This window comes from Streptomyces sp. NPDC007084 (genome assembly GCF_040703595.1).
In the GTDB taxonomy this organism is placed as follows: domain Bacteria; phylum Actinomycetota; class Actinomycetes; order Streptomycetales; family Streptomycetaceae; genus Streptomyces.
Genome location: NZ_JBEYFY010000001.1, coordinates 136855 through 159256 on the forward strand (window position 1 = coordinate 136855; position 22402 = coordinate 159256).

The 22402-nt window shown below is 71.7% G+C and carries 24 protein-coding genes and 1 tRNA gene; 19 read left to right on the forward strand and 6 right to left on the reverse strand.

The window, feature by feature from the left end; genetic code table 11:
* Nucleotides 1–57: 57 nt before the first annotated feature.
* Nucleotides 58–2223 (reverse strand): penicillin acylase family protein, encoded by a 2166-nt coding sequence (locus AB0912_RS00705; protein WP_366695261.1) that lies wholly within the window; start codon nucleotides 2221–2223, stop codon nucleotides 58–60.
* Nucleotides 2224–2471: 248 nt separating this feature from the next.
* Between AB0912_RS00705 and AB0912_RS00710 the strand changes: the two genes are divergently transcribed.
* The 4 genes from AB0912_RS00710 (at nucleotide 2472) to AB0912_RS00725 (ending at nucleotide 4675) form a co-directional block, all read left to right on the forward strand.
* Nucleotides 2472–3065, forward strand: a complete 594-nt coding sequence (locus AB0912_RS00710; RefSeq protein ID WP_366695263.1) for an HhH-GPD-type base excision DNA repair protein — start codon at nucleotides 2472–2474, stop codon at nucleotides 3063–3065.
* Between the two features lie 286 nt (nucleotides 3066–3351).
* On the forward strand, nucleotides 3352–3951 hold the full coding sequence (locus AB0912_RS00715; protein WP_366695265.1) for an HdeD family acid-resistance protein: 600 nt from the start codon (nucleotides 3352–3354) through the stop codon (nucleotides 3949–3951).
* A 107-nt stretch (nucleotides 3952–4058) separates the two neighbouring features.
* Complete coding sequence (locus AB0912_RS00720; protein WP_366695267.1) at nucleotides 4059–4472, forward strand: hypothetical protein; 414 nt, start codon at nucleotides 4059–4061, stop codon at nucleotides 4470–4472.
* A gap of 53 nt (nucleotides 4473–4525) precedes the next feature.
* Nucleotides 4526–4675 carry a hypothetical protein gene (locus tag AB0912_RS00725; protein WP_366695269.1) on the forward strand — a complete coding sequence of 50 codons (150 nt, stop codon included), beginning with the start codon at nucleotides 4526–4528 and terminating at the stop codon, nucleotides 4673–4675.
* A gap of 52 nt (nucleotides 4676–4727) precedes the next feature.
* Here the strand turns inward: AB0912_RS00725 and AB0912_RS00730 are convergent, their stop codons facing one another.
* The gene (locus AB0912_RS00730; RefSeq protein WP_366695271.1) at nucleotides 4728–6473 is read right to left on the reverse strand and encodes a helicase HerA-like domain-containing protein; all 1746 of its coding nucleotides are present in this window, start codon (nucleotides 6471–6473) and stop codon (nucleotides 4728–4730) included.
* A gap of 105 nt (nucleotides 6474–6578) precedes the next feature.
* Between AB0912_RS00730 and AB0912_RS00735 the strand changes: the two genes are divergently transcribed.
* Complete coding sequence (locus tag AB0912_RS00735) at nucleotides 6579–6875, forward strand: type II toxin-antitoxin system VapB family antitoxin (RefSeq protein WP_003999914.1); 297 nt, start codon at nucleotides 6579–6581, stop codon at nucleotides 6873–6875.
* Nucleotides 6876–6965: 90 nt separating this feature from the next.
* Nucleotides 6966–7619 carry a LytR C-terminal domain-containing protein gene (locus tag AB0912_RS00740; RefSeq protein ID WP_366695273.1) on the forward strand — a complete coding sequence of 218 codons (654 nt, stop codon included), beginning with the start codon at nucleotides 6966–6968 and terminating at the stop codon, nucleotides 7617–7619.
* Between the two features lie 166 nt (nucleotides 7620–7785).
* On the opposite strand, the gene upp is transcribed toward AB0912_RS00740, so the two are convergent.
* Nucleotides 7786–8421 (reverse strand): uracil phosphoribosyltransferase, encoded by a 636-nt coding sequence (upp, locus tag AB0912_RS00745; RefSeq protein WP_081218219.1) that lies wholly within the window; start codon nucleotides 8419–8421, stop codon nucleotides 7786–7788.
* A 139-nt stretch (nucleotides 8422–8560) separates the two neighbouring features.
* On the opposite strand from upp, the gene AB0912_RS00750 reads away from it, so the two are divergent.
* The 9 genes from AB0912_RS00750 (at nucleotide 8561) to AB0912_RS00790 (ending at nucleotide 15451) form a co-directional block, all read left to right on the forward strand.
* Complete coding sequence (locus AB0912_RS00750) at nucleotides 8561–8743, forward strand: hypothetical protein (protein WP_366695275.1); 183 nt, start codon at nucleotides 8561–8563, stop codon at nucleotides 8741–8743.
* Nucleotides 8744–9405: 662 nt separating this feature from the next.
* Nucleotides 9406–9951 (forward strand): hypothetical protein, encoded by a 546-nt coding sequence (locus tag AB0912_RS00755; RefSeq protein ID WP_366695680.1) that lies wholly within the window; start codon nucleotides 9406–9408, stop codon nucleotides 9949–9951.
* Between the two features lie 396 nt (nucleotides 9952–10347).
* A complete protein-coding gene (tadA, locus tag AB0912_RS00760) occupies nucleotides 10348–10779 on the forward strand; it encodes a tRNA adenosine(34) deaminase TadA (RefSeq protein ID WP_366695682.1) in 432 nt (143 codons plus the stop codon).
* A gap of 99 nt (nucleotides 10780–10878) precedes the next feature.
* Nucleotides 10879–10966: transfer RNA gene (locus AB0912_RS00765), tRNA-Ser, on the forward strand.
* 450 nt (nucleotides 10967–11416) lie between these two features.
* The gene (locus tag AB0912_RS00770; RefSeq protein ID WP_366695277.1) at nucleotides 11417–11596 is read left to right on the forward strand and encodes a hypothetical protein; all 180 of its coding nucleotides are present in this window, start codon (nucleotides 11417–11419) and stop codon (nucleotides 11594–11596) included.
* Nucleotides 11597–11627: 31 nt separating this feature from the next.
* Complete coding sequence (locus AB0912_RS00775) at nucleotides 11628–11921, forward strand: Dabb family protein (RefSeq protein ID WP_366695279.1); 294 nt, start codon at nucleotides 11628–11630, stop codon at nucleotides 11919–11921.
* A gap of 323 nt (nucleotides 11922–12244) precedes the next feature.
* The gene (locus AB0912_RS00780; RefSeq protein WP_366695684.1) at nucleotides 12245–13207 is read left to right on the forward strand and encodes a SigB/SigF/SigG family RNA polymerase sigma factor; all 963 of its coding nucleotides are present in this window, start codon (nucleotides 12245–12247) and stop codon (nucleotides 13205–13207) included.
* Nucleotides 13208–13451: 244 nt separating this feature from the next.
* Nucleotides 13452–14348 (forward strand): RNA polymerase sigma factor SigF, encoded by an 897-nt coding sequence (locus AB0912_RS00785; RefSeq protein ID WP_366695281.1) that lies wholly within the window; start codon nucleotides 13452–13454, stop codon nucleotides 14346–14348.
* Nucleotides 14349–15217: 869 nt separating this feature from the next.
* A complete protein-coding gene (locus AB0912_RS00790) occupies nucleotides 15218–15451 on the forward strand; it encodes a hypothetical protein (RefSeq protein WP_366695283.1) in 234 nt (77 codons plus the stop codon).
* A 21-nt stretch (nucleotides 15452–15472) separates the two neighbouring features.
* Here the strand turns inward: AB0912_RS00790 and AB0912_RS00795 are convergent, their stop codons facing one another.
* On the reverse strand, nucleotides 15473–15673 hold the full coding sequence (locus AB0912_RS00795; RefSeq protein WP_081218227.1) for a hypothetical protein: 201 nt from the start codon (nucleotides 15671–15673) through the stop codon (nucleotides 15473–15475).
* A gap of 305 nt (nucleotides 15674–15978) precedes the next feature.
* Between AB0912_RS00795 and AB0912_RS00800 the strand changes: the two genes are divergently transcribed.
* The 3 genes from AB0912_RS00800 to AB0912_RS00810 all read left to right on the forward strand — a co-directional run bounded on the left by AB0912_RS00800 (nucleotide 15979) and on the right by AB0912_RS00810 (nucleotide 19974).
* Entirely contained in the window at nucleotides 15979–16485 is a 507-nt protein-coding gene (locus AB0912_RS00800) for a MarR family transcriptional regulator (RefSeq protein ID WP_366695285.1), read from the forward strand.
* A gap of 20 nt (nucleotides 16486–16505) precedes the next feature.
* Nucleotides 16506–19049 (forward strand): MFS transporter, encoded by a 2544-nt coding sequence (locus AB0912_RS00805; protein ID WP_366695287.1) that lies wholly within the window; start codon nucleotides 16506–16508, stop codon nucleotides 19047–19049.
* Between the two features lie 103 nt (nucleotides 19050–19152).
* On the forward strand, nucleotides 19153–19974 hold the full coding sequence (locus AB0912_RS00810; protein ID WP_366695686.1) for a YceI family protein: 822 nt from the start codon (nucleotides 19153–19155) through the stop codon (nucleotides 19972–19974).
* Nucleotides 19975–20115: 141 nt separating this feature from the next.
* Here AB0912_RS00810 and AB0912_RS00815 read toward each other — a convergent pair whose 3' ends face one another.
* Nucleotides 20116–20844 (reverse strand): ANTAR domain-containing protein, encoded by a 729-nt coding sequence (locus AB0912_RS00815; RefSeq protein ID WP_366695688.1) that lies wholly within the window; start codon nucleotides 20842–20844, stop codon nucleotides 20116–20118.
* Nucleotides 20845–20998: 154 nt separating this feature from the next.
* Between AB0912_RS00815 and AB0912_RS00820 the strand changes: the two genes are divergently transcribed.
* Nucleotides 20999–21475, forward strand: coding sequence for a PPOX class F420-dependent oxidoreductase (locus AB0912_RS00820; RefSeq protein ID WP_366695289.1), 477 nt, complete (start codon nucleotides 20999–21001; stop codon nucleotides 21473–21475).
* A 142-nt stretch (nucleotides 21476–21617) separates the two neighbouring features.
* Here the strand turns inward: AB0912_RS00820 and AB0912_RS00825 are convergent, their stop codons facing one another.
* Nucleotides 21618–22391: a TetR/AcrR family transcriptional regulator gene (locus AB0912_RS00825; protein WP_366695291.1), complete on the reverse strand. Its 774-nt coding sequence runs from the start codon at nucleotides 22389–22391 to the stop codon at nucleotides 21618–21620.
* Nucleotides 22392–22402: the final 11 nt, after the last annotated feature.

Genomic DNA, 22402 nt, shown 5'->3' on the forward strand with positions numbered 1-22402 from the left:
CCGGCGGTCCTCGTCTCCGCGGACGTCATCGCGCTCCCCAATCTCCTTGCTCCTTCTTCACTCTCCTTGCTCCTTCTTCAGCGTCTTCCAGTCGGTGGTCACGGGGGCCAGTTCTCCGCTGAGCCACAGGGGGAGTTGATCGCGGTGGTGCTCGGTGCCGGGCACGCCGTCCGCGCCGAAGGGCACCACCCAGAGGCTGGCGTCCCGGTCGGCGAGGTCCCAGACGTAACGGGCGGCGGGCCCGCGCACGCTGAGATCGGTCAGCCCGGGCACCGAGGACGTGCACAGCACACAGTCGTTGTCGCCGGACAGCCCCGGTTCGGCGTACGCGGGGTTCGACGGGTTCGAGGTGTCCAAAGCGTTCGGAGTGTTCGGGGCGTTCGGGGTGTTCGGGGTGTTCGGGGTGTCGGGGAGTGCGCGCCAAGGGGCGAGACGGTGGGTGTCACCCCAGGTGCGTCCGGCGGACCCCACCGACCCGGCGGCTCCCGTCCCCGCCTCCTGTTCGGCGGCCACCTCCTCCACCGCTTCCCGGACGACGGCATCCCGGTCGATGCCGTACAAATCCCTTGCTTTCAGCAGGTTTTCGAGGGCGAGGCCGACGCGGGGAATCAGCGCGAGCCAGGGCAGGAAGACGTCCGGGTAGTCCGGCGGGTCGGACAGGACCGCGAGGGACGGATGGGCGGCGAGCCGGCGTACGACCGCGCTCCGCATCCGTGCGTACTCGGCGGCCACGGTGCTGTCGGCGTCCATGTGCCGGTCCCAGCGCAGGAGTCGGTCCCGCAGGCCGGCGGCGGGGCCGGACAGGTCGAGAGAAGCGAGCCGCTCCAACAGGGGCGCGGCGGAGGCGAGATGGGTGTCCATGTGCAGGGCTGCCATGTCCGTGGCCCGCAACTTTGACTCTCTGTCGAGGAGTTGGCGGATGCGGGCGGCGCGGTGCGGTGGGGCGAACTCGATGCCGAGCGGGGTGGAGGGGCCGCGCTGGTTCGCCATCACGGCGAGGCCGTCCTCGACCGTGCCGTACGGCATGGCGTGCCAGCCGGTCCACTCGTGCCCGGACTCCCAAGCGGGCACGATCCGGACGCGGTTGGCCTCGGCGCGGACCGGGACGCGGCCCGCGACGCGGTGCAGCAGCCCGCCCTCGGTGTCGGCGGCCTGCACGACGTTCACCGGCTCGGCCCAGGTGTCGAACGCCCGGTCCACGTCGGCGACCCGGCGCGCCCGCAGCAACGGCAGGAGCGCGCCGAAGCCGAGGTCGTGGGTGACGCGCGGCGGATAGCGCAGGCTCACGGCCTCGCCGGCGTCGACGCCCCCGATCACCACGGGCCCGCGCGCCGTCTCGACCACCTCTACCTCGACGGGCGCGCCGCCGGCCACCTCCACGCGTTCCACGTGCCGTGTCGCGGTCCGCCACACGCCGTCGGGGTCGAGGGCCTCGACGGCCCCGCCGGCCGCGCTTCGCAGCCGTTCCCGGTAGAGGTCGTGGTAGTCGGCCATGGCGTTGGTGATGGCCCAGGCGACCGTGCCGGTGTGGGCGAAGTGGGCGATGCCCGGGACGCCGGGGACGGCGATGCCGACGACGTCGAACTCCGGGCAGGCCAGCCGTATTTGCTGGTAGACGCCGGGGGCCTCGATGAAGCGGTGCGGGTCGCCGGCGATGACCGCCTGGCCGGTGACGGTGCGCTCGCCGCTCACCAGCCAGCCGTTGCTGCCGGCCGTGCCCGGCCCGTCCATGGCGAACAGGTTGACCGCGTCCGCGCCCAGGCGCCGTACGACCTCCTCGCGCCAGAGTTTCGCGGGGAAGCCGGCGAACAGGATGTGGGTGGCGAGCCAGACGCCGAGCGGGCTCCACGGCTCCCAGCGGCCCGGCGCGAGGCCGGTCGCCGCGAACTCCGGGGCGCGCCGGGCCCCTTCGGCCAGTCCGGCGTTGACCCCGTCGGTGTACGCGACGATCCAGGCGGCGGTTTCGGGGTCCCGCTCCTCCAGGGCCGCGAAGCAGCCGCGGGCGGTGTCGTCCAGGCGGGCCTGCCGGGCGAGCCGGTCCCAGCTCACCGACTCGGCGCCGAGGAAGGCGGCGGAGGTGCCCTGCGAGCGGTGCCGTTCGACCTCCAGTTGCCAGGCCCGGTCCTCGGCCGTGACCCGGCCCTGGGCGTGCGCCAGTTCCAGCGCGCTCCCGGCACGCAGGTGCGGGACGCCCCAGGCGTCACGGTAGATCTCGGCGGTCACGTTCCGTCCCCACTCTTCTCCGGCCCGGCTCAGGCCCAGACTCCTGTCCGGCCCGGCTCAGGTCCCGCTCTTCGGGGCCCGCCTCGGGCCCCGCGCTTCCCATGCCTTTCTCAGGCCTCACCCTTCTCAGGTTAGGCTCACCTAACTAGCCCGCCCGGAGATCGTACGTGCCTGGTGGGGGCGGTGGGGAACCGGGCGGCGGCGGGTACGGCCGAGCGCCGGGTCCCGGCTCGCGGGATCATCGGTTCATGGACGTCACCCTTCACCTCGCGCAGCAGCCCGAAGCCGACGAACTCCTCGGCCGCAGCCCACTCGCCGCGCTGGTCGGCATGCTGCTGGACCAGCAGGTGCCGATGGAGTGGGCCTTCGCGGGGCCGTACACGATCGCCCGGCGCATGGGGTCCGACGACCTCGACGCGCACGAGATCGCCTCCTACGACCCGGAGAAGTTCGCCGAGCTGCTCTCCGCCAAGCCGGCCGTGCACCGGTATCCCGGGTCCATGGGCAAGCGGATCCATCAGCTCTGTCAGTACCTTGTCGAGCACTACGACGGGGACGCGGCCGGGGTCTGGAAGGACGCGGGGACCGGGGCGGAGCTGTTGCGCCGGCTCAAGGAACTTCCCGGGTTCGGTACGCAGAAGGCCCAGATTTTCCTGGCGCTGCTCGGTAAGCAGCTCGGGGTGCGGCCGGAGGGGTGGCGGGAGGCGGCCGGGGTTTATGGGGAGGCCGGTTCCTTTCGTTCCGTCGCCGATATCACCGGGCCGGAGTCTCTGGGCAAGGTGCGGGCGCACAAGCAGGAGGTGAAGGCGGCGGCCAAGGCGGCGAAGGCCTCCGGCAAGTAACCCGGGCTTCCGTGAACCGGGGTTCACTCTTCCCCGGCGCGGGTGCCGGCCCCGTAACAGGCCTCTCTTCGCCCCCTCCGCCCCTGCCCGTCCCGTACCTGGGGCTCCGCCCGTACCTGGGGCTCCGCCCCAGACCCCGCTCCTCAAACGCCGGAGGGGCTGGATTTTCCCCGCCCCTGCCCGGCTGGATTTTTCCGCGCCCCTGCCCCGGCCGGATTTTTTTCCGCCCGTACTCGTTCGGGTCACCCCGGTGGCTCGGGGTGGGGGGTGTTCGCAGCATGGGCGCATGATCCAGGCATCCTCCGATCCGGACGGCCCCCCGCTCGAAGGGCCCTTGCATCTGCTCTCCCGCAGCGCCTGGCAGGCCGTCCTCGCGGCCGGTGTCGCCGCGCTGGCCCTCGGCGTCATCGTGCTGATCTGGCCCGGTGCCTCGCTCCTCGTCGCCGGTGTCCTCTTCGGGGTGTACCTGGTCGTCAGCGGCGTCCTCCAGCTCGTCGCCGCGTTCGGCACCCACGCGGCGACCTCGCTGCGCGTGATGGCCTTCATCAGCGGTGCCCTGTCGATCGTCCTCGGCCTCTTCTGCTTCCGGGGCGCGACCCAGTCGATCCTGCTGCTCGCCCTGTGGATCGGCATCGGCTGGCTGTTCCGGGGCATCACCCAGACCCTCGCCGCCGCCTCCGACCCGGGCGTGCCGGCCCGTGGCTGGCAGATCGTCCTCGGGATCATCAGCTTCCTCGCGGGCATCGTGCTGATCGTGTCGCCGTTCGAGTCCGTCGCGGTTCTGACGGTGGTCGGCGGGATCTGGCTCGTCGCGGTCGGCATCACCGAGGTCATCGTGGCGTTCCGCATCCGTTCCGGCGCCCGGTCGGTCCCCCGCTCCGCCTGAACGAGAGTCGGAGAAGAACGCGGGGCACCAAGAGCCCGGAGCCCGACCAGTGCGCCGAACGGGTGCTTCTCGGTGCCGACCCGGTGAGCCCCGCCTCCGGTGGGGACATGACGCTCATGAGCCCCGCCCCGCGCCACCCGCACCCGCTGCGCCGTCGCGGGCGAGCGCGGGGAGGGGCTCGGTGGAGCGCACGGACCCTCCGGGTCCTCGTCCTCCTCGTCGTCGCCCTGCTCGCGACCGGCCCGCACCCGGAGACGTTCACGACTCCGGTGGCCGGCGTCGCCGCCCTCGCCGGCGGCACCGAGGGCTCGGCCGAGGGCACCGCGGAGCACGACGCCCTCGACACGGCGCTGCGCCCACCGCACCGCCAGGCCCACCGGCCCTTCGCACCCCCGCACCCGGCGCCGCCGCCCCTCCCGGGGCACCCGCCCCGCACCGCACGGGCAGCCGCGCCCACCGTCATCGCTCCCGTTCCCTCCCCCGCCCTGCACACCCTCCGCTGCGTGGTCCTGCGCTGCTGACGGACCCGGCCACCCCAGCCAGGTCGTTCATCAGCGAAAGGAACAGGACCCTCATGCCCACGGACCCGTACGCGGTCCTGCGCGCCCTCCTGCGCGCGGAAGCCGCCCGCGACAACTCCCCCGAACCGCGTCCGCGCCCCGCGCCGCACCCCGAACCCGACGAACAGCGGCCGGGTACGCCCCCGGACACCCCGCGCGCCTGACGACAGGAGGCGGCCGCCCCGGCTGGGACGGCCGCCTCCGGCGTTCCGCGCGCTACCGCCGCTTCCGGGCCGTCCCGAACAGCGACCGCGTGATCTCCCGTCCGATCTGGGTGCCCATCGACCGCGCCAGGGACTTGAACATCCCGCTGCCGACGACCTGCTCCACAACGGACGCCTCTTCCTTCGAAGCCTTCGGGGCCTTCGAGGTCTTCGAGGGATTCGAAGCCGCCGGGGTCTTGGAAGCCGCTGGGGTCTTGGAAGCCGGCGGGGCGTCCTGACCGGCCCGCGCCTCCCGCGCCGCCGTCAGCTTCTCGTACGCCGACTCGCGGTCCACCGCCTCCGCGTACCGCCCGTACAGCGGGGACCCCTGCACCGCCCGGTCCAGCGCGTCCGGCGCCACCGGGCCCATCAGGGACTCCGGTGCCCGCAGCCGGGTCGCCGCGACCGGGGTCGGGGCGCCCCTCTCGCTCAGCACGGTGATCACGGCCTCGCCGGTGCCGAGGCCGGTGAGCACCTCTTCGAGGTCGTAGGGGGAGTTGGGGAAGGTCTTCACGGTGGCCTTCAGCGCCTTCTGGTCGTCCGGGGTGAAGGCGCGCAGCGCGTGCTGGACGCGGTTGCCGAGCTGGGCGAGGACATCGCCGGGCACGTCCTTGGGGGTCTGCGTCACGAAGAAGACGCCGACTCCTTTCGAGCGAATCAGCCGGACGGTCTGCGTGATGGAGTCGAGGAACGCCTTGGAGGCGCCGTTGAAGAGCAGATGGGCCTCGTCGAAGAAGAAGACGAGCTTCGGCTTGTCCGCGTCGCCGACCTCGGGGAGGTCGTGGAAGAGGTCGGCCAGCAGCCACATGAGGAAGGTCGAGAAGAGCTGCGGCTTGTCCTGCACGGCGGGCAGTTCGAGGACCGACACCACGCCCCGGCCGTCCTGCGCGGTGCGCGGCAGCTCGCTCGTGTCGAACTCCGGCTCCCCGAAGAAGGGGCTCATGCCCTGCGCCTCGAAGGCGGTGAGGGAACGCAGGATGACGCCCGCCGTGGCGGTGGACAGTCCGCCGATCCCCTTCAGCTCCTGCTTGCCCTCGTCCGAGGTCAGGAAGGCGACGACCGCGCGCAGGTCCTTGAGGTCGACGAGTTCCAGGCCCTTCTGGTCGGCGTAGTGGAAGATCAGGCCGAGCGACTGCTCCTGGGTCTGGTTGAGCTGGAGCACCTTGGAGAGCAGGACCGGTCCGAAGCTGGTGACCGTGGCGCGTACGGGGATGCCGTGGCCGAGGCCGCCGAGCGCGTAGAACTCGGCGGGGCAGCCGCCCGGCGTCCACTCCTGGCGCACCTCCCGGGTCCGCTCCAGGACCTTGTCCCCGGGCTCGCCGGGCGCCGAGATCCCCGAGACGTCGCCCTTCACGTCGGCGAGGAACACCGGGACGCCCTGCGCCGAGAGCTGCTCGGCGATGAGCTGGAGCGTCTTGGTCTTGCCGGTGCCGGTGGCGCCCGCGACCAGACCGTGCCGGTTGAGCATCGGCAACGGGACGCGGATCTGCGCGTCTGGCACACAGGCGCCGTCCCAGAGCAGGGCGCCCAGGTCCAGGGCGGGACCGGTGAAGGCGTAGCCGGCGGCGATCTCCAGGGCTTCCGGGGGCAGAGCGGGGGCGTCCCCGCCGACGCCGGTCGCCCCGGCCGCGGGGGCGCCGGGGCCCTGGGAACTGGTGTCGGGGCCTTGGGAACCGGTGGCGGGGCGTTGGGAACCAGTGACGGGGCCCGAGGGACCGGCTTCGGCGGCAGCCGTCGGGACGGTCTCGCTGTCACTCATATCAGACCCCTGTTCCCGATTTGCACGGCTTTGCGGCATCTTTTCCAGCGTCGCACTCCGCCGCCGTGGCTGCGCCCGGAACGTCTGGGCCGGTAGGCTTTCCGTGTGATCTTCAAGCGCATCGGAAACGGCCGGCCGTACCCCGACCACGGCCGGGAAAGCACCCGGCAGTGGGCGGACGTCGCGCCGCGCCCGGTCCGCCTCGATCAGCTCGTGACGACCAAGGGCCAGCTCGACCTGGAGACCCTCCTCGCCGAGGACTCCACCTTCTACGGCGACCTCTTCGCCCACGTCGTCAAGTGGCAGGGCGATCTGTACCTGGAGGACGGCCTGCACCGCGCCGTCCGCGCCGCGCTCCAGCAGCGCCAGGTGCTGCACGCGCGCGTCCTTGAACTGGACTAATGGCCACGGCTTGACCCCAATGGGTTGAACTGGCCGCCGAGCAATGATCATTTAGTAGGCATCGCGGTCCGGGCGCACTACGCTGCGCCCATGAGCATGCTCACTCCCCCTGGCATGGGTGGCCAGTACCGGATCACGGGGGACAAGTACCCGAGGATGCGCCGGCCCCGGGGGCGCCGCAGGCTCGCCTTCCTGGTCGTCGCCTCCGTCGCCGCACTCGGGCTGATCGGGTGGGGGACCCTGCAGCTCATCGACGTCTTCACCGGTGGCGGCAAGGTCAGTACCGCGGCCACGAAGGCGGACTGCGGGTCCAAGGCCTCCCCGGCGGCGCGCGCCTCCGCGGCCGCCGCGGTCGCCGACACCCCGCCGAAGCCCGGCCAGATCACCGTGAACGTCCTCAACGCGACCCCGCGCAGCGGGCTCGCCAAGGAGACGGCGGACGAACTGCGGAAACGCGGCTTCAAGATCGGTGACGTGGGCAACGCGACGGCCGCGTACGACAAGAAGGTCGAGGGCGCCGGACTGCTGCTCGGCGCCAAGGCCGCCGACCGGGCCGCGCTCCCCGTCCTCAACACCCAGCTCGCCGGCGCCGAGCTGAAGACCGACGGCCGTACGCAGGCGACCACCGTCGACCTCATCATCGGCAACGGCTTCAAGGCGCTCACCAAGAAGGAGGACGCCGACAAGGCGCTCACCGTCCTGGCCCAGCCCCAGCCGACGCCCTCCGCCAAGAAGAGCTGCTGATCCCCGGAACGGAACGAAAGGCGGGGCCCTGCGGAACACCGGTCGCACCGGTTCGGTTCCGCAGGGCCCCGCCTCTTCGCGCTCTCCCCCGGAGAGCCACCTGCTCAGTACTGCTCGACTGCTCGGTTACTCGACTGCCCGGTTAATCGACTGCTCGGTTACTCGGTTACTCGGCGGCGCCGTACATCCGGTCCCCCGCGTCGCCGAGGCCCGGCACGATGTAGCCGTGCTCGTTCAGGCGCTCGTCCACCGAGGCGGTGACGACGGTGACCGGCGTGCCCGCCAGGTCCCGCTCCATCACCTCGACGCCCTCGGGCGCGGCCAGCAGGACGACGGCGGTGACGTCGTCGGCGCCGCGCTTGATCAGCTCCTGGATCGCCGCGACGAGGGTGCCGCCGGTGGCCAGCATCGGGTCGAGGACGTAGACCTGCCGGCCGGAGAGGTCGTCGGGCATCCGGGTCGCGTACGTGGAGGCCTGGAGCGTCTCCTCGTCGCGCACCATGCCCAGGAAGCCCACCTCGGCGGTCGGCAGCAGCCGGACCATGCCGTCCAGCATGCCGAGGCCGGCCCGCAGGATCGGGACGACGAGGGGGCGGGGGTAGGAGAGCTTGACGCCCGTGGTCGGGGAGACCGGGGTCACGATGTCGACCTGCTCGGTCCGCACGTCGCGGGTGGCCTCGTAGGCGAGCAGGGTGACCAGCTCGTCGGCGAGCCGCCGGAAGGTCGCGGAGTCGGTGCGCCGGTCGCGCAGGGTGGTGAGCTTATGGGCGACCAGAGGGTGGTCGACGACGTGGAGACGCATGTCCACAACAGTAGCCGGGCCCCGGACGCCCGCCACTGCCCCGTCCGGCCGGGCCCCGGCCTCCCGCGTCACCCGTCCGCTGGCATCAAACCGACCATCAGAGGGAAGGTGGGAGGGACGGACCTGGGGTGGTGTGCCAATGCGGAACCCGGAAGAGGAGACCTCCGAGCGGCTGGAGAGCGAGGCCGAGCGCAGGAGGCGACGCGCCCAGTTCCTGCGCGATCTGGCCGAGGCGCGGGAGCTGCGCGACCGCGTCCAGCCGCGCCGCGCCAAGACGGCACGGCTGCGGCACGCGATGCGCATGCGCACGTTCCGCTGGTAGCGGCTCGGCCGCAGGGAGGAGCGCCCGCAGAGGGGTGCGCGGCACGGGGCCAGCACCAGCACGGGGCCAGCACCAGCGCAGGGCCATCGGGCGTACGGGGCCGGAGTGCAGCCGGGAAGCGTGAAACCCCGGGAGCGTGGAATCCCGTCCCGGCCACCCCGCAGCCCGGCACCCCGGCAGGGCGGCAACCCCGGCACCCCGGCACCCCGGCACCCCGGCCGATGATGAGGGAATCGCCCAGCTCACAGCGCACGTCGGCGCCCGCGACCTGCCCGAGGCCTGTATCGAGGGGCCCAAGACGTGGGTCAGCGACGGCCCCACCCACGGGTGCGCGACGGCCCCACCACGAGTGCGCGACGGGGCCGCGACAAGTTGGCCACGGACACCCGCGACGCGCCCGCCGCGCTTCCCGCATCCCGCCCCACGCCGCATCGGCGGCGCGCCGTCGTGTCGGCCGGGTGGTGCCCGCGCGGCGCGGGCAGCCGCGTACGATCCGCTGGTAGCGATCAAAAGAGGCAGACACAGCAGGCCGAAGACGTCCCCTGAACGCCTTGTTTCTGCCACGATTCCGAGTGGGCGGGGCTCGGAGCAGCACTCCCCGTCCACAGCCTCCGCCGGGGGGAACCCCAACCGGCACACCTATGACCAGTGGGAGAGTCACGGTGTACTTCGCCGCACTGCTCGCGCGCACCGAAGACGGGTGGGAAGCGAGCGACACAGAGCTCGACGATGTGGAGACCCTGTCGGATCTGACCGACCTGGCCCGTGAAGTCTCGGACGAGGACACGGTGCTTCTGCTCATCGAGCAGGAGGACGCGTGGTTCGGTGTCGTCCGCGTGGACGGCGAGGAGGACCCTCGTATCTACGTGTCGGACGCCGCCGCGGCTTCCCGCAGTTCGTACGGCGAGATCCTGCTCACCGACGAAGTGCTGGGACGGGAACCGGGCGGCGACGACGTCGCCGACCTGGACTCTCTCGACCTGGACGGCACGGAGGACGGTGAGCCCGGGGCCTCCGTGGACGACGAGGAGGAAGAAGAGGGGAGTGTGTCCGGCGACGCCCTGTCGCACAGCCCCGTCGGGGACCGCTACATCCTCGCGGACCTCGGAGTGGGCGAGCGGGAACTGCTCGCCCTGGACGAAGGCGACGCGCTCAGCACGATCGCCGAGTCGCTCGGGGCGGCCGAGGTCCTGGAGACCGTCCGCTAGGCCCTCGCGCTCCCCGGCCCGAACGACAGCAACAGCGACAGCGACAGCAGCAAACCGCACCACCCACGGCATGGCCGCAGCCACGGCCACAGCCCCCTCCTCACCCCCACCCCACCCACCACCACCCCATACACAGCCACGACGACACCCACCGCCGGGCCGGCCCGCGCGACGCGGCCGGCTCCGCGGTCCTGTCCGCGAGCGGTGCCCTGAGCGGCGCCCCGGCGACGCGCGTACGTCGGTGACCCGGCCCGGAGCGGGCCGGGTCACGGCGTTCCGTCCGCCGCCGGACAGGCCCCCGCGCCCGGCCGGCCCGGGTTCCGCTAGGTTCCCGGGGTGAGCACCCCCCATCAGGCACCCCCGCCCGATCCCGTACGCGACCCGTGGCGGGCGCCGATGCGGCGCGCGCTGGACGAGGCTCGGCTGGCCGTCCTGGGCGGGGACGTTCCCGTCGGCGCCGTCGTGCTGGCGCCGGACGGGACGACCGTACTGGCGGCCGGGCACAACGAACGCGAGGCGACCGGCGACCCGACGGCACACGCCGAGGTCCTCGCGCTGCGCAGGGCAGCCGCGCGGCTCGGCGAGTGGCGGCTGACCGGCTGCACGCTCGTCGTCACCCTGGAGCCCTGCACTATGTGCGCGGGCGCGCTGGTGCAGTCCCGGGTCGAGCGGGTGGTCTACGGCGCCCGCGACGAGAAGGCGGGGGCGACGGGATCGGTGTGGGACGTGGTGCGCGACCGGCGGCTGAACCACCGTCCCGAGGTCATCGAGGGAGTCCTCGCCGAGGAGTCCGCCGGGCTGCTCACCGACTTCTTCCGCGACCGCTGACCGCGCCCGGACCCTCCTCGGACCCTGTCCGGCGGGGAAGTTCCGGGGTCTGCGAAACGGATTTCAGAGCACGACCCACCTTGGGGTAGGGTCTCCCTCGGTAGCGTGTCCGAGCGGCCGAAGGAGCTCGCCTCGAAAGCGAGTGTGGCGTAACCCGTCACCGAGGGTTCAAATCCCTCCGCTACCGCTTCGGAAGGGCCCCGTCGAGAGACGGGGCCCTTCGTGCGTTCCGGGCCGGAGCCGCCTGCCCCACGGCTGGCCGGGATCTTGGCCGGGAGTCTTGGACAGCGGAAAGCCCCGGCGTCCGCTCAGTCGCCGGGGCTGTTTCCGCACCCCCAGGGGGCGGGGGAGGCGGCACGAGGGGACAAGCCGCCTCCCCCGTTTCGAGGGCCCCAGGCCCGTGCCGCCGTCTCGGGGGGAAGCCGCGGCGCGGGCCCCGCAGTGAGGCCCTTCGCGCCCGGAGGACTCCTGCCTGTTCCGCCGGGGCTCCCCTCCATGCTGACCTGCGGGAGCGGGGCCCGGGCACCGCAAAAGACCTCGACCCGTGGGCCGTTGGTCCCTAAAGAGCTTGTGAAGGTTAAACTCACCGCCGGCAACTGGGGGCCCACCGGGCGCAGCAGGCACAGGGGAGGCCGCCATGGCGGTGAACACGAAGAAGCTCGCCATCTACGTCATCGTCGTCTTCGTGCTCTACGTGATCATCACCGATCCGGCGAAGGCCGCCGGTTACGTCGAGATAGGCTTCGAGGGCATATCCAGCGCCGCTCGCGCGATCGGCGACTTCATGACCTGGGTGGCCGACGGAGCCCAGAACTGACGGCCGGCGCCGGCACCACCAAGGAGTTCCCGTGATCCGCCATCTGGTCCTCTTCAAGCTCAACGACGGCGTCGAGCGGGACGAGCCCCGCGTCGCCGAGGGCGTCGCCGCCTTCCGCGCGCTCGGCGACCAGATCCCCGAGCTGCGGTTCTGGGAGTGCGACTGGAACATCACCGACCGGCCCATCGCCTACGACTTCGCGATCAACTCCGCCGTCGACGACACCGACGCCCTCAAGCGCTACCTGGAACACCCGGCGCACCAGGCGGGCGTCGCCCTCTGGCGCGAGTTCGCCACCTGGGTGATCGCCGACTATCCGTTCTGACCGGAACGGAGACTCCCTCTGACCGGACCGAGGGCTCCCTTGACCGGACCGGAGACTCCTCCGAGCGGACCGGCGACCCTTCCGAGCGGCCGGAACTCTTCCGATCGGTCCTACTAGTCCGATCGCCGCGACCCGCCCCCTTCCCCGCCCCTGACCGCAACCGGTCAGGGGTTTTTGGTGTCTTACGCCCCAACTGACGCCCAACACGGCAATATGCGGTGCTTGCACACAGTGCACATGTCTTGTGATGCTATGACCGCTTTTGACGGATGAGTTGACGGATACGTTGACGGACGTTGACGAATGACGAGGTGGCGTTGACCGTGTCGGCCAGTACTGCGCCGCCCCAGGAGGAAGCCCCGGCCAAGGCCCAGGCACCGGCCCCCTCGCACGCCCCGGCCCAGGTCCCGCCCTCTCCCCCGGCGCAGGGCACCGCACCGGAGGCCCCCGCGCCCGGGACGACCCCCGAGACCGCCCCCGAGACAGCTCCGGAAACCGCCCCGGAGGCCGCCCCCGAGCGCCGCCGCGGCGCCGACACCCGGGCCCTCACCCAGGTGCTCTTCGGCCGGCTCAAGATGCTGGAGCCGGGCACCGCCGAGCACCACCGGGTCCGCGGAGCCCTCATCGAGGCCAACCTCCCCCTCGTCCGCTACGCGGCGGCCCGCTTCCGCTCCCGCAACGAACCCATGGAAGACGTGGTCCAGGTCGGCACCATCGGCCTGATCAACGCGATCGACCGCTTCGACCCGGACCGGGGGGTGCAGTTCCCGACCTTCGCGATGCCCACGGTCGTCGGCGAGATCAAGCGGTATTTCCGCGACAACGTCCGCACCGTCCACGTACCGCGCCGGCTGCACGAGCTGTGGGTGCAGGTGAACGCCGCGACGGAGGATCTGACCACCGCCTTCGGCCGCTCGCCCACCACCGCCGAGATCGCCGAGCGGCTGCGCATCACCGAGGAGGACGTGCTCTCCTGCATCGAGGCCGGCCGCTCCTACCACGCGACCTCCCTCGAAGCGGCCCAGGAGGGCGACGGGCTGCCGGGCCTGCTCGACCGGCTCGGCTACGAGGACCCCGCGCTCGACGGGGTCGAACACCGGGACCTCGTACGGCATCTGCTCGTACAACTGCCCGAGCGCGAGCAGCGGATCCTGCTGCTCCGCTACTACAGCAACCTCACCCAGTCACAGATCAGCGCGGAGCTGGGCGTCTCCCAGATGCATGTGTCAAGGCTGCTCGCGCGTAGTTTCGCGCGTCTTCGATCCGCAAACAGGATCGAGGCGTAACCGACAAGAGCGAATCGCTCAAGGTCACTTTTTCCGGCGGTTGAGCGCTGAAAAACCGTCAGACCCCCTTTTTCCAGGGCCGATCCACCGTCTACGTGTCGACATGTCACTACAGCGTGTTGCCGACATGTGACATTCTTCCGGAGACGCGTTTGCCGCGGCCCCGCCTCCGGTATTCAGGTGGAGGCTGCGTTCCTCCGACGGGAGCGACTGCCGCGACCGTCCGCGACCCAAAGGGGGTGGCATGTCCGCAGACCAGGGCAGCTCGAAGGTGCTCACGCTCACGAAGAGCGACGCAGCGTCCGAGGCGCACGCCGTGCTTCCCGATGTCCCCGCCGCCGAGACCCCGGAAGCCGTACTGGTTCCCGAGTCCTCCGGCGCCATCGACACCCGCACCCTGTCCCGCTCCCTCTTCCTGCGGCTCGCCGCACTCGGCGAGAACAGCCCGGAGCGTGCCTACGTCCGGGACACCCTCATCGAGCTGAACCTCCCGCTCGTCCGGTACGCGGCGGCCCGCTTCCGCTCGCGGAACGAGCCGATGGAGGACATCGTCCAGGTCGGCACCATCGGCCTGATCAAGGCGATCGACCGGTTCGACTGCGAACGCGGGGTGGAGTTCCCGACGTTCGCGATGCCGACGGTCGTCGGTGAGATCAAACGGTTCTTCCGTGACACCTCCTGGTCGGTGCGTGTCCCGCGCCGCCTCCAGGAGCTGCGGCTCGCGCTCACCAAGGCCAGTGACGAGCTGTCCCAGAAGCTCGACCGCTCGCCGACGGTCGCCGAACTCGCCACCGTGCTCGGGGTGTCCGAGGAGGACGTGGTCGACGGCCTCGCCGTCGGCAACGCGTACACGGCGTCCTCGCTCGACTCACCCGCGCCCGAGGACGACGGCGGCGAGGGTTCCCTCGCGGACCGCCTCGGCTACGAGGACACCGCCCTTGAGGGCGTGGAGTACCGCGAGTCCCTCAAGCCCCTGCTCGCCAAACTGCCGCCCCGCGAGCGCCGGATCATCATGCTGCGCTTCTTCGCCAACATGACCCAGTCGCAGATCGGCGAGGAGGTCGGCATCTCGCAGATGCACGTCTCGCGCCTCCTGACCCGCACACTCTCCCAGCTCCGCGAGGGACTCATCTCCGACTGATCCAGGGCCGATCTCCGGCCGATCTCTCACTGATCTCCGACTGAGAGGTCGCGCGAACCGGCAGAACCCGTCGTGGGGTTCATAATTGACGGACCGTCAGCCACACTGGCGCGATGCGTCTGCGTCGTGAGTCGACACCCGGCCGCCGGGGTGCCCTGCTGGGCGCCTCGGCGGCCGTGCTGTGCCTGGGCGGAGTCCTGGCGGCCTGCGGAAGCGGGGGCCCCGGCGGCGGCTACGTCGCGATCGGGGCCGGGGGCGGCTCCCCGGGCGCCTCGGGCGCGGCGGCGGCCCCGTCGGGGGACGTGTCCCTGGTGCCGCTGGTGCCGCCGGGGACGCGAGGAACGCCGGGGGCGCTGGACGGGTCCGGGGGTCAGGGGGCTGGGCCAGGAGGCGCCAAGTCTGTTGCGTCGAGCGGGGGTTCGGGCGCGGACGGCACGCTCGCATCCGGCGATGGCTACGGGGATGTCGCCGGCGACGGCAGCGGCTCCGGGAGCACGGCAGCCGGCCGGGATGGCGCCGGGTCCGGCTCGCCCAAGGGCCCGGCTGCGGCCTCGGGTTCGACCTCGAGTTCGGGTTCGACGTCCGGCTCGGGATCGGCTTCGGGCGCCGGATCAGGCTCCGGCTCCGGATCGGGATCAACCTCGGGCGCCGGATCAGGCTCCGGCTCGGGCTCCGACTCCGCCCGTACAGGCGGGAGTTCGGGCCAAGGCTCCGGAGGGAGTACGTCGGGAAGTCCGGGCGGAGGCGCCGGGCACTCCTCGGCGCCCGCTCCTCCCGCTCCGTCGCCGAGCGCACGGCCCGCAGCGCTCGGCTTCAGTGGTCCCACCCGGGCCGCCACCGGTCAGCGGTGGTGCGAGAAGGTCACCCTCGTGTTCCACAACACCGGTGGTACGGCGGTGCGTTCGGGGACCGTGACGTTCGGGACGCACATCATCGGGGCGCTCGGGATCGACTGGGCGACGGTCAAATCGACCGAGACCCTTCCCGCGCCGATCGCCGCCGGCGCGCGGAAGGACACGACCTGGACGGTGTGCGTCGACGCCTGGCGGGTGCCGTTGGGCATGCGCATCGAGACGCGGGACGTGTCCGTCCGGTGGAAGTAGGGCGGTCGCCCGCCCCGCCGCCTACTTGAACGCGAGCCAGGCCACCGCGGCGACCACCACGACGGCGACGATGACACCGACGATCAGACCCACGCGGGGACCGGCGGGAGCCGCCGCCTGCTGCTGCTGCCGGCCCTGGGGGGACTCGTCGACGAACGCACGGAACATCTGGGTGCTGCCCGCGGGGTCGTAGTTGCCCTCGGGGCCCTGGGTGTTTGCCATAGGCCAGGACCCTAGCGAATCCACGGGGTCTGCCCAAGTGCGGGGTTCCGCTTTCCCCTCGTTCCAGGGGCGGTTCGGGCCGCTCAGGGGGCCGCTCACCTCTTACCGGAGACGGTTCGCGCCAGTCCAGGGGCGTTCGCGTCGGCCAACCCTCGCGACGCGCGCGCCCACCCCACCCCACCTGCGGGTTTACGACCGCCAATACTTGCCTTTGCCAAGTTTTTAGCCCTGAAGCCCCGGACTCGTTTGCCTGCGGCAACCAACTGCTTTTATGGTTGCCCTAAGCAACGAATAGGGGAGGTGTGATGGCCGAGCAGGCGCAGTACGAGGAATTGGCTCGTCAGCTCAGCGCCATCGGTGCCGTGAAGCGGGACATGGGGCGGATTCTGCCGCCCGACTGCCCCGGAGGCTCCGCCGCCGTGCTCACGCTGCTCGGCCGCTACGGCGAGATGCGGATGAGCAGGCTCGCGGAGCTGCTCTCCGTGGACATGTCGGTGACCAGCCGCCACGTCGCGCATGTCGCCGACCGGGGCTGGATCGAACGGTTCCCCGACCCCGCCGACAAGCGCTCCCGCATCCTGCGCCTCACCGGTCCCGGCCAGGAGCAGCTCGACGAGCTGTCCCTGCGCACGTCGCGGCTGCTGGCCGACCGGCTCAGCCACTGGTCCGAGCACGAGGTCGGGCTGCTCATCGAGCTGATGAGCAGGCTGCGCGAGAGCTTCGGCGACTGCCGGTCCACGCAGCGGACAGCGGCGCACCCTCCCCCGTACGCGACAGACGTACCTGAACTGACCACCCGTACACCCGCTTAGTACGTAAGAAAAGGAAGCCCATGGCAACGACCACACCAGCCGGTGTGCGGGGCTCTCACGCCAAGCACGGAGGCGCCGCCGACGGCGCTCCGATGACGCACCGGCAGATCATGGAGGCGCTCTCCGGGCTGCTGCTGGGCATGTTCGTCGCGATCCTGTCGTCGACGATCGTCTCCAACGCGCTCCCGGAGATCATCGGTGACCTGGGCGGCGGCCAGTCCGCCTACACCTGGGTCGTCACCGCCGCGCTCCTGTCCATGACCGCGGCCACGCCCCTGTGGGGCAAGCTGTCCGACCTGTACAGCAAGAAGGCGCTCGTCCAGATAGCGCTCATCATCTACGTGCTGGGATCGGCCGCGGCCGGTCTCTCGCAGAACGCCGGCATGCTGATCGCCTGCCGCGTGGTGCAGGGCATCGGCGTCGGCGGTCTGTCCGCCCTCGCGCAGATCGTGATGGCCGCGATGATCTCCCCGCGCGAGCGCGGGCGCTACTCCGGCTACCTGGGCGCGACGTTCGCCGTCGCGACGGTCGGCGGCCCGCTGCTCGGCGGTGTCATCACCGACACGAGCTGGCTCGGCTGGCGCTGGTGCTTCTACGTCGGTGTGCCGTTCGCGGTCATCGCGCTGATCGTGCTGCAGAAGACCCTGCACCTGCCCGTCGTGAAGCGGGACGTCAAGGTCGACTGGGGCGGCGCGTTCCTCATCTCCGCCGCGGTCTCCCTGCTGCTGCTGTGGGTCACCTTCGCCGGTGACAAGTACGACTGGGTCTCCTGGCAGACGTACACGATGGTCGCCGGCGCGATCGTCCTCGGTCTGCTGTTCGTCCTCGTCGAGTCCAAGGCCAGCGAGCCGATCATCCCGCTGCGGCTGTTCCGCAACCGGACGATCACGCTGTCGTCGATGGCCTCGCTGTTCGTCGGCGTCGCGATGTTCACCGGCACCGTCTTCTTCAGCCAGTACTTCCAGCTCGCGCGGGACAAGTCCCCGACCATGTCGGGTGTCATGACGATCCCGATGATCGGCGGCCTGTTCATCTCCTCCACGGTCTCCGGCCAGGTCATCACCCGGACCGGACGGTGGAAGTACTGGCTGGTCAGCGGCGGCTTCCTGGTCACCGCGGGACTCGGCCTGCTCGGCACGATCCGCTACGACACGGCCTACTGGCACATCGCGATCTTCATGGCGCTGCTGGGTCTCGGCATCGGCATGATGATGCAGAACCTGGTGCTGTCCACGCAGAACCAGGTGGCCCCGTCCGACCTGGGCTCCGCCAGCTCCACGGTCACCTTCTTCCGTTCCCTCGGCGGTGCGATCGGTGTCTCCGCGCTCGGCGCGGTCATGGCCAACCGGATCACCGACTACGTCAAGGACGGGCTGACCGACCTCGGCCCCAAGTACGCCTCCCTCGGCTCCGGCGCGGACTCCAGCTCCAGCATCCCGGACATGGACAAGCTGCCCGCGCCGCTGCGCACGGTGATGGAGAGCGCGTACGGCCACGGCATCGCGGACGTCTTCCTCATCGCCGCCGGTCTCGCGCTGGTCGCCTTCCTGATCGTGCTGTTCATCAAGGAGGTCCCGCTGCGGACGTCCGGCGCGCTGGCCCAGGCCGCCGCCGAGCAGTCCGGCGCCCCGGCCACCGAGCCGACCGCCGCCGAGTCCGTACAGGTGCCGGCCGACGCGGAGCAGGTCCCCGCGCAGGCCGTCGCCGCCACCGAGGCGGCGCCCGGCGCGGGCCCCGAGGGCACGCAGCGCCTCGCCGCCGTCGCCACCGCAACCCGCGAGAGCGCCCCGCAGCCCGCGTCCGGTGGCATCCGGGTGCACGGCCAGATCCGCGGCGCCGAGAGCGCGCCCGTCCCGCAGGCCGCGGTCACGCTGATCTCCCTGGCCGGACGCCAGCTCGGCCGCTCGGTCGCCCAGGCCGACGGCTCCTACGCGGTGGACGCGCCCGGCGTCGGCTCGTACGTCCTGATCGCCTCCGCCGACGGTTTCCAGCCGCAGGCGTCGACGATCGTCGTGAACGACGAACCGCTCGCCTACGACATCCTGCTGAGCGGCACGAGCGGCCTGAACGGTGTCGTCCGGGCCGCCGACGGCGGTACGCCGGTCAAGGACGCGATGGTGATCGTGACCGACGTCCGCGGTGACGTGCTGGCCAGCGGAACCACCGGTGAGCAGGGCGAGTTCGCCTTCGCCGAGCTGGTCCCCGGAGTCGTCACGGTCGCGGTGAACGCCGCCGGTCACCGGCCGCGCGCGCTGCCCGTCGAGGTGGGCGGCGCCGGGGTCACCCGGATCGAGGTCGACCTCGACTCGGGCTCCCAGGTCCAGGGTGTCGTCCGGGCACCGCACGGCCCCCTGTCGGACGCCCGCGTGACGCTGGTCGACGCGGCCGGCAACGTGGTCGGCACCGCCAGGACCGGCGCGGACGGCGCGTACGCCTTCACCGACCTGGACGGCGGCGAGTACACCGTCATCGCGACCGGCTACCCGCCGGTGGCGACGGCACTGACCGTCGGCGGCGGTGGCGTGGACGACCACGACATCGAACTCGCCCACCCCGGCGAGTAGTCCGAAGCCCCGGCCCGTGGGGAAGCGCGCACTCTGAGCGGAGGTGCGCCCCCCGCGGGCCGGTTTTCATTGCCGCATGCCGCATCGCAAGGAGTTACTGCACATGGGACTGACCGCGAAGATCCGTACGCGGGACGGATGGGCCGTGTCGCACGCGGTCGTCACGGTGACCGACATGACCGGCACGCAGGTGCTGCGCGCCGAGGCGGACGCCGACGGGGCCGTCCACGACACCACGAGCCTCGCCCCCGGCGCCTACACCGTGATCGTGACCGCCGTCGGGTACGCGCCCGCCGCCTCCAGCGCGATCGTCACGGCCGCCGGCCGCGCCGAGATCGGCCAGGTGACGCTGGCCCGCCAGGGCGGCACCGAGCTGCCCCCGCCCGGGCCGTGGACCATCGACCCGGCGCACTCCTCCATCGGCGCGGTCGCCCAGCACCTGGGCATCTCCAGCGTGCACGGCCGGTTCACGGACTTCGCGGGCCGCATCGAGATCGCCCCCGACGACGTGACCAAGTCCCGCGTGGAGGCGACGATCTCCGCCGCCTCCATCGACACCGGCAACGGCATGCGCGACGGGCACCTGAGGTCTCCGGACTTCCTGGACGTGGAGAGCTACCCGCACATCACCTACCGGTCCACGGACGTGACGCCGGCCGGCTCCGACCGCTGGACCGTGCACGGCGAACTCACCATGCACGGCGTCGTACGGCCCGTCGACCTCGACCTCGCCTACCTCGGCACCGGCGCCGACCCCTGGGGCGGCACCCGCGCCGCGTTCCGCGCGACCGTGGAGCTGCGCCGCGAGGACTTCGCCATGAACTACAACCAGGTCGTCCAGGCGGGCATCTCCGCCATCGGCACCACGCTGCGGGTGGAGCTGGACATCCAGGCGGTGCAGGGCGAGTCGCTGCCGGCCGTCTGAACCGGGTCGGCCGTCTGAGCAGGGTTGGCCGTCTGAGCCGGGTTGGCCGTCTGAGCCGGGTCGGCCGTCTGAGTAAGGCCCGCCGTCTGAGCCGGGTCGGCCCGGCTCGCCCTCCCCCGTCGGCGGAGGTCCGGGCCGGGCTCACTCGCCCTCGCTGGCGTCGACGATCCGTCGGGCCAGGTCACGGAGTTTGACGTTCTCCCGCTGGGAGGTGCGCACGAGGCTGTCGAAGGCCTCGGACGCGTCGATGTCGAGGCGCTCCATCAGGATGCCCGTGGCCTGCCCGATCAGGTCCCTCGTGCGCATCGCCTCGGTGAGCTGCTCGCGCATCGTCGCCGTCTCCAGAGCGATGCTGACGTGCGCGGTGAAGAGCCGGCCGATCCGGGTGGCCTGGTCGTCGAAGGCGCGTGGCTTGCCCGCGTACGCCGTCAGGACGGTCAGCCGGCGCCGGTCGGCCCGGAGTCTGAGCGAGAGCACCGATCTCAGCCCGAGACTCGACAGGGCGCGGTCGCCGTCGCCGTCCACCGAGGCGCTGTCCTCGATCCGGGCCACCGGCGCCGTCCACAGCCGGCTCCAGTACGGCAGGTGCTCGCGGCCGGCGTTCAGCGCGTCGGCGGAGCGGACGACCTCGTCCGTCCAGGCGAGCGTCTCCCAGTGGGCCTTGCGCTCGATGACGGAGATCCCGGCGTGCTCGGCGCCCGGCAGGAGGTGCACGGCCAGCCGTACGGCGGTCCGCAGGGTGCTGTGGGTGCTCGTTGTGTCATGCAACTGCTGCGCGGCGACCGTGAGGGCATCGGCCAGCTCGAAACCCGTGGCAAAACGGGGCAATTCAGAAAACTCGGACGCAGCCACCACGAACCTCTTCGGCATGCACGGCCAAACGGCCATGCGCAGGAGAGCTCCGCAGCACATTCCCGACTGCGAGCACAGGACGAACAGCACTTTAGCTGTTCGGATGGGGTGCGGTGGCGTGCACCGGCACAGCCCGCGGGCGACGGGGGCGCGCGCGGCCTACGCTTTTCGCATGGCACCCAACATCGCGACGAACACCTCCGTCCCCCTCGACGAGTTGCTGGACTTCGTACGTCCCCGGCACCGGGCCATCCTGCTCACCCGGCGCGCGGACGGCGGGCCCCAGGGGTCCCCGCTGACCTGCGGGGTGGACGACTCGGGCCGCATCGTCGTGTCGACGTACCCGGAGCGCGCCAAGACGCGGAACGCCAAGCGGGACGAGAGGGTCAGTCTGCTGGTCCTCAGTGACGACTGGAGCGGGCCGTGGGTCCAGGTCGACGGGACCGCCGAGGTCCTCGACTGTCCCGAGTCCGTGGAGCCGCTCGTGGAGTACTACCGGAACATCGCCGGGGAGCATCCCGACTGGGACGAGTATCGGGCGGCGATGCGCAAGCAGGGCAAGTCGATCATCCGGGTCACGCCGACCCGGTGGGGTCCGGTCGCCACCGGGGGCTTCCCGGCCCGGCTGGCCGCTCCGGAGGAGCAGTAACCCCGGCCGGGAAAAGGCTTGTTATCGCCCCCGCCGCCCCTGCCCGACCCGAACCCGGGGCTCCGCCCCGGACCCAGCTCCTCCAACGCCGGAGGGGCTGAAATCTCTGCCCGCACCCCGTCCCGGCGCGCCGGGACGGGGCTCAGCCCCGGGTCACCATCGCTTCGATGCCGGCGACCAGCAGGTCCAGGGCGAAGGCGAAGTCCCGGTCCCGCATCTCCGCGACGGTGTCGCCGCCCCGCGCCTCCATCAGGACCGCCGCGCGGGCGAAGTCCGCCGCGTACCGCGGCTGTTCGCTGATCGTGCTCATCGCCTCGCGGAAGTACTCGTCCTGCGACACCCCCGCCGAGGCGCACCGCTGCACGAAGTGCCCCTCGATCGTCCCGAACCCGTACACGAACTGGAAGACGGCCGCGGTCGCCCCCATCTGCCCGTGCGGTGGCAGCCCCGTGTTCCGGATCACCTCCCGCACGCACAGCGAGAACGCCATGGCGTGCGGCCCGACGTTCAGGAAGGTGCCGATGAGCGGCGACACCCACGGGTGGCGCACCAGCAGTGCCCGGTTCCCCACCGCCAGCGCCCGCAACTGCTCCCGCCACTCCTGTGCCACCCCGGCGTCCGGCAGTTCCAGTTCGCCGAACACCGCGTCGAGCGCCAGCTCCAGCAGGTCGTCCTTGGTGTCGACGTACCAGTACACGGACATGGCCGTGACGTTCAGCTCGGCGGCAAGCCGTCGCATGGAGAACTTCGCGAGACCCTCCGCGTCCAGCAACCGCACCGTGGCCTCGGTGATCCGCTCCCGGTCGAGCCCCGACGGCTGCCCGCCACCCCGGGTGGTACCGCCCCGGCGTGCCCTGCCCTCCAGCCAGACACTGGTCCGCGCCGGCCCCTTGGCCCTGTCGGCTGCCCTCACCATGGCGCACCTTC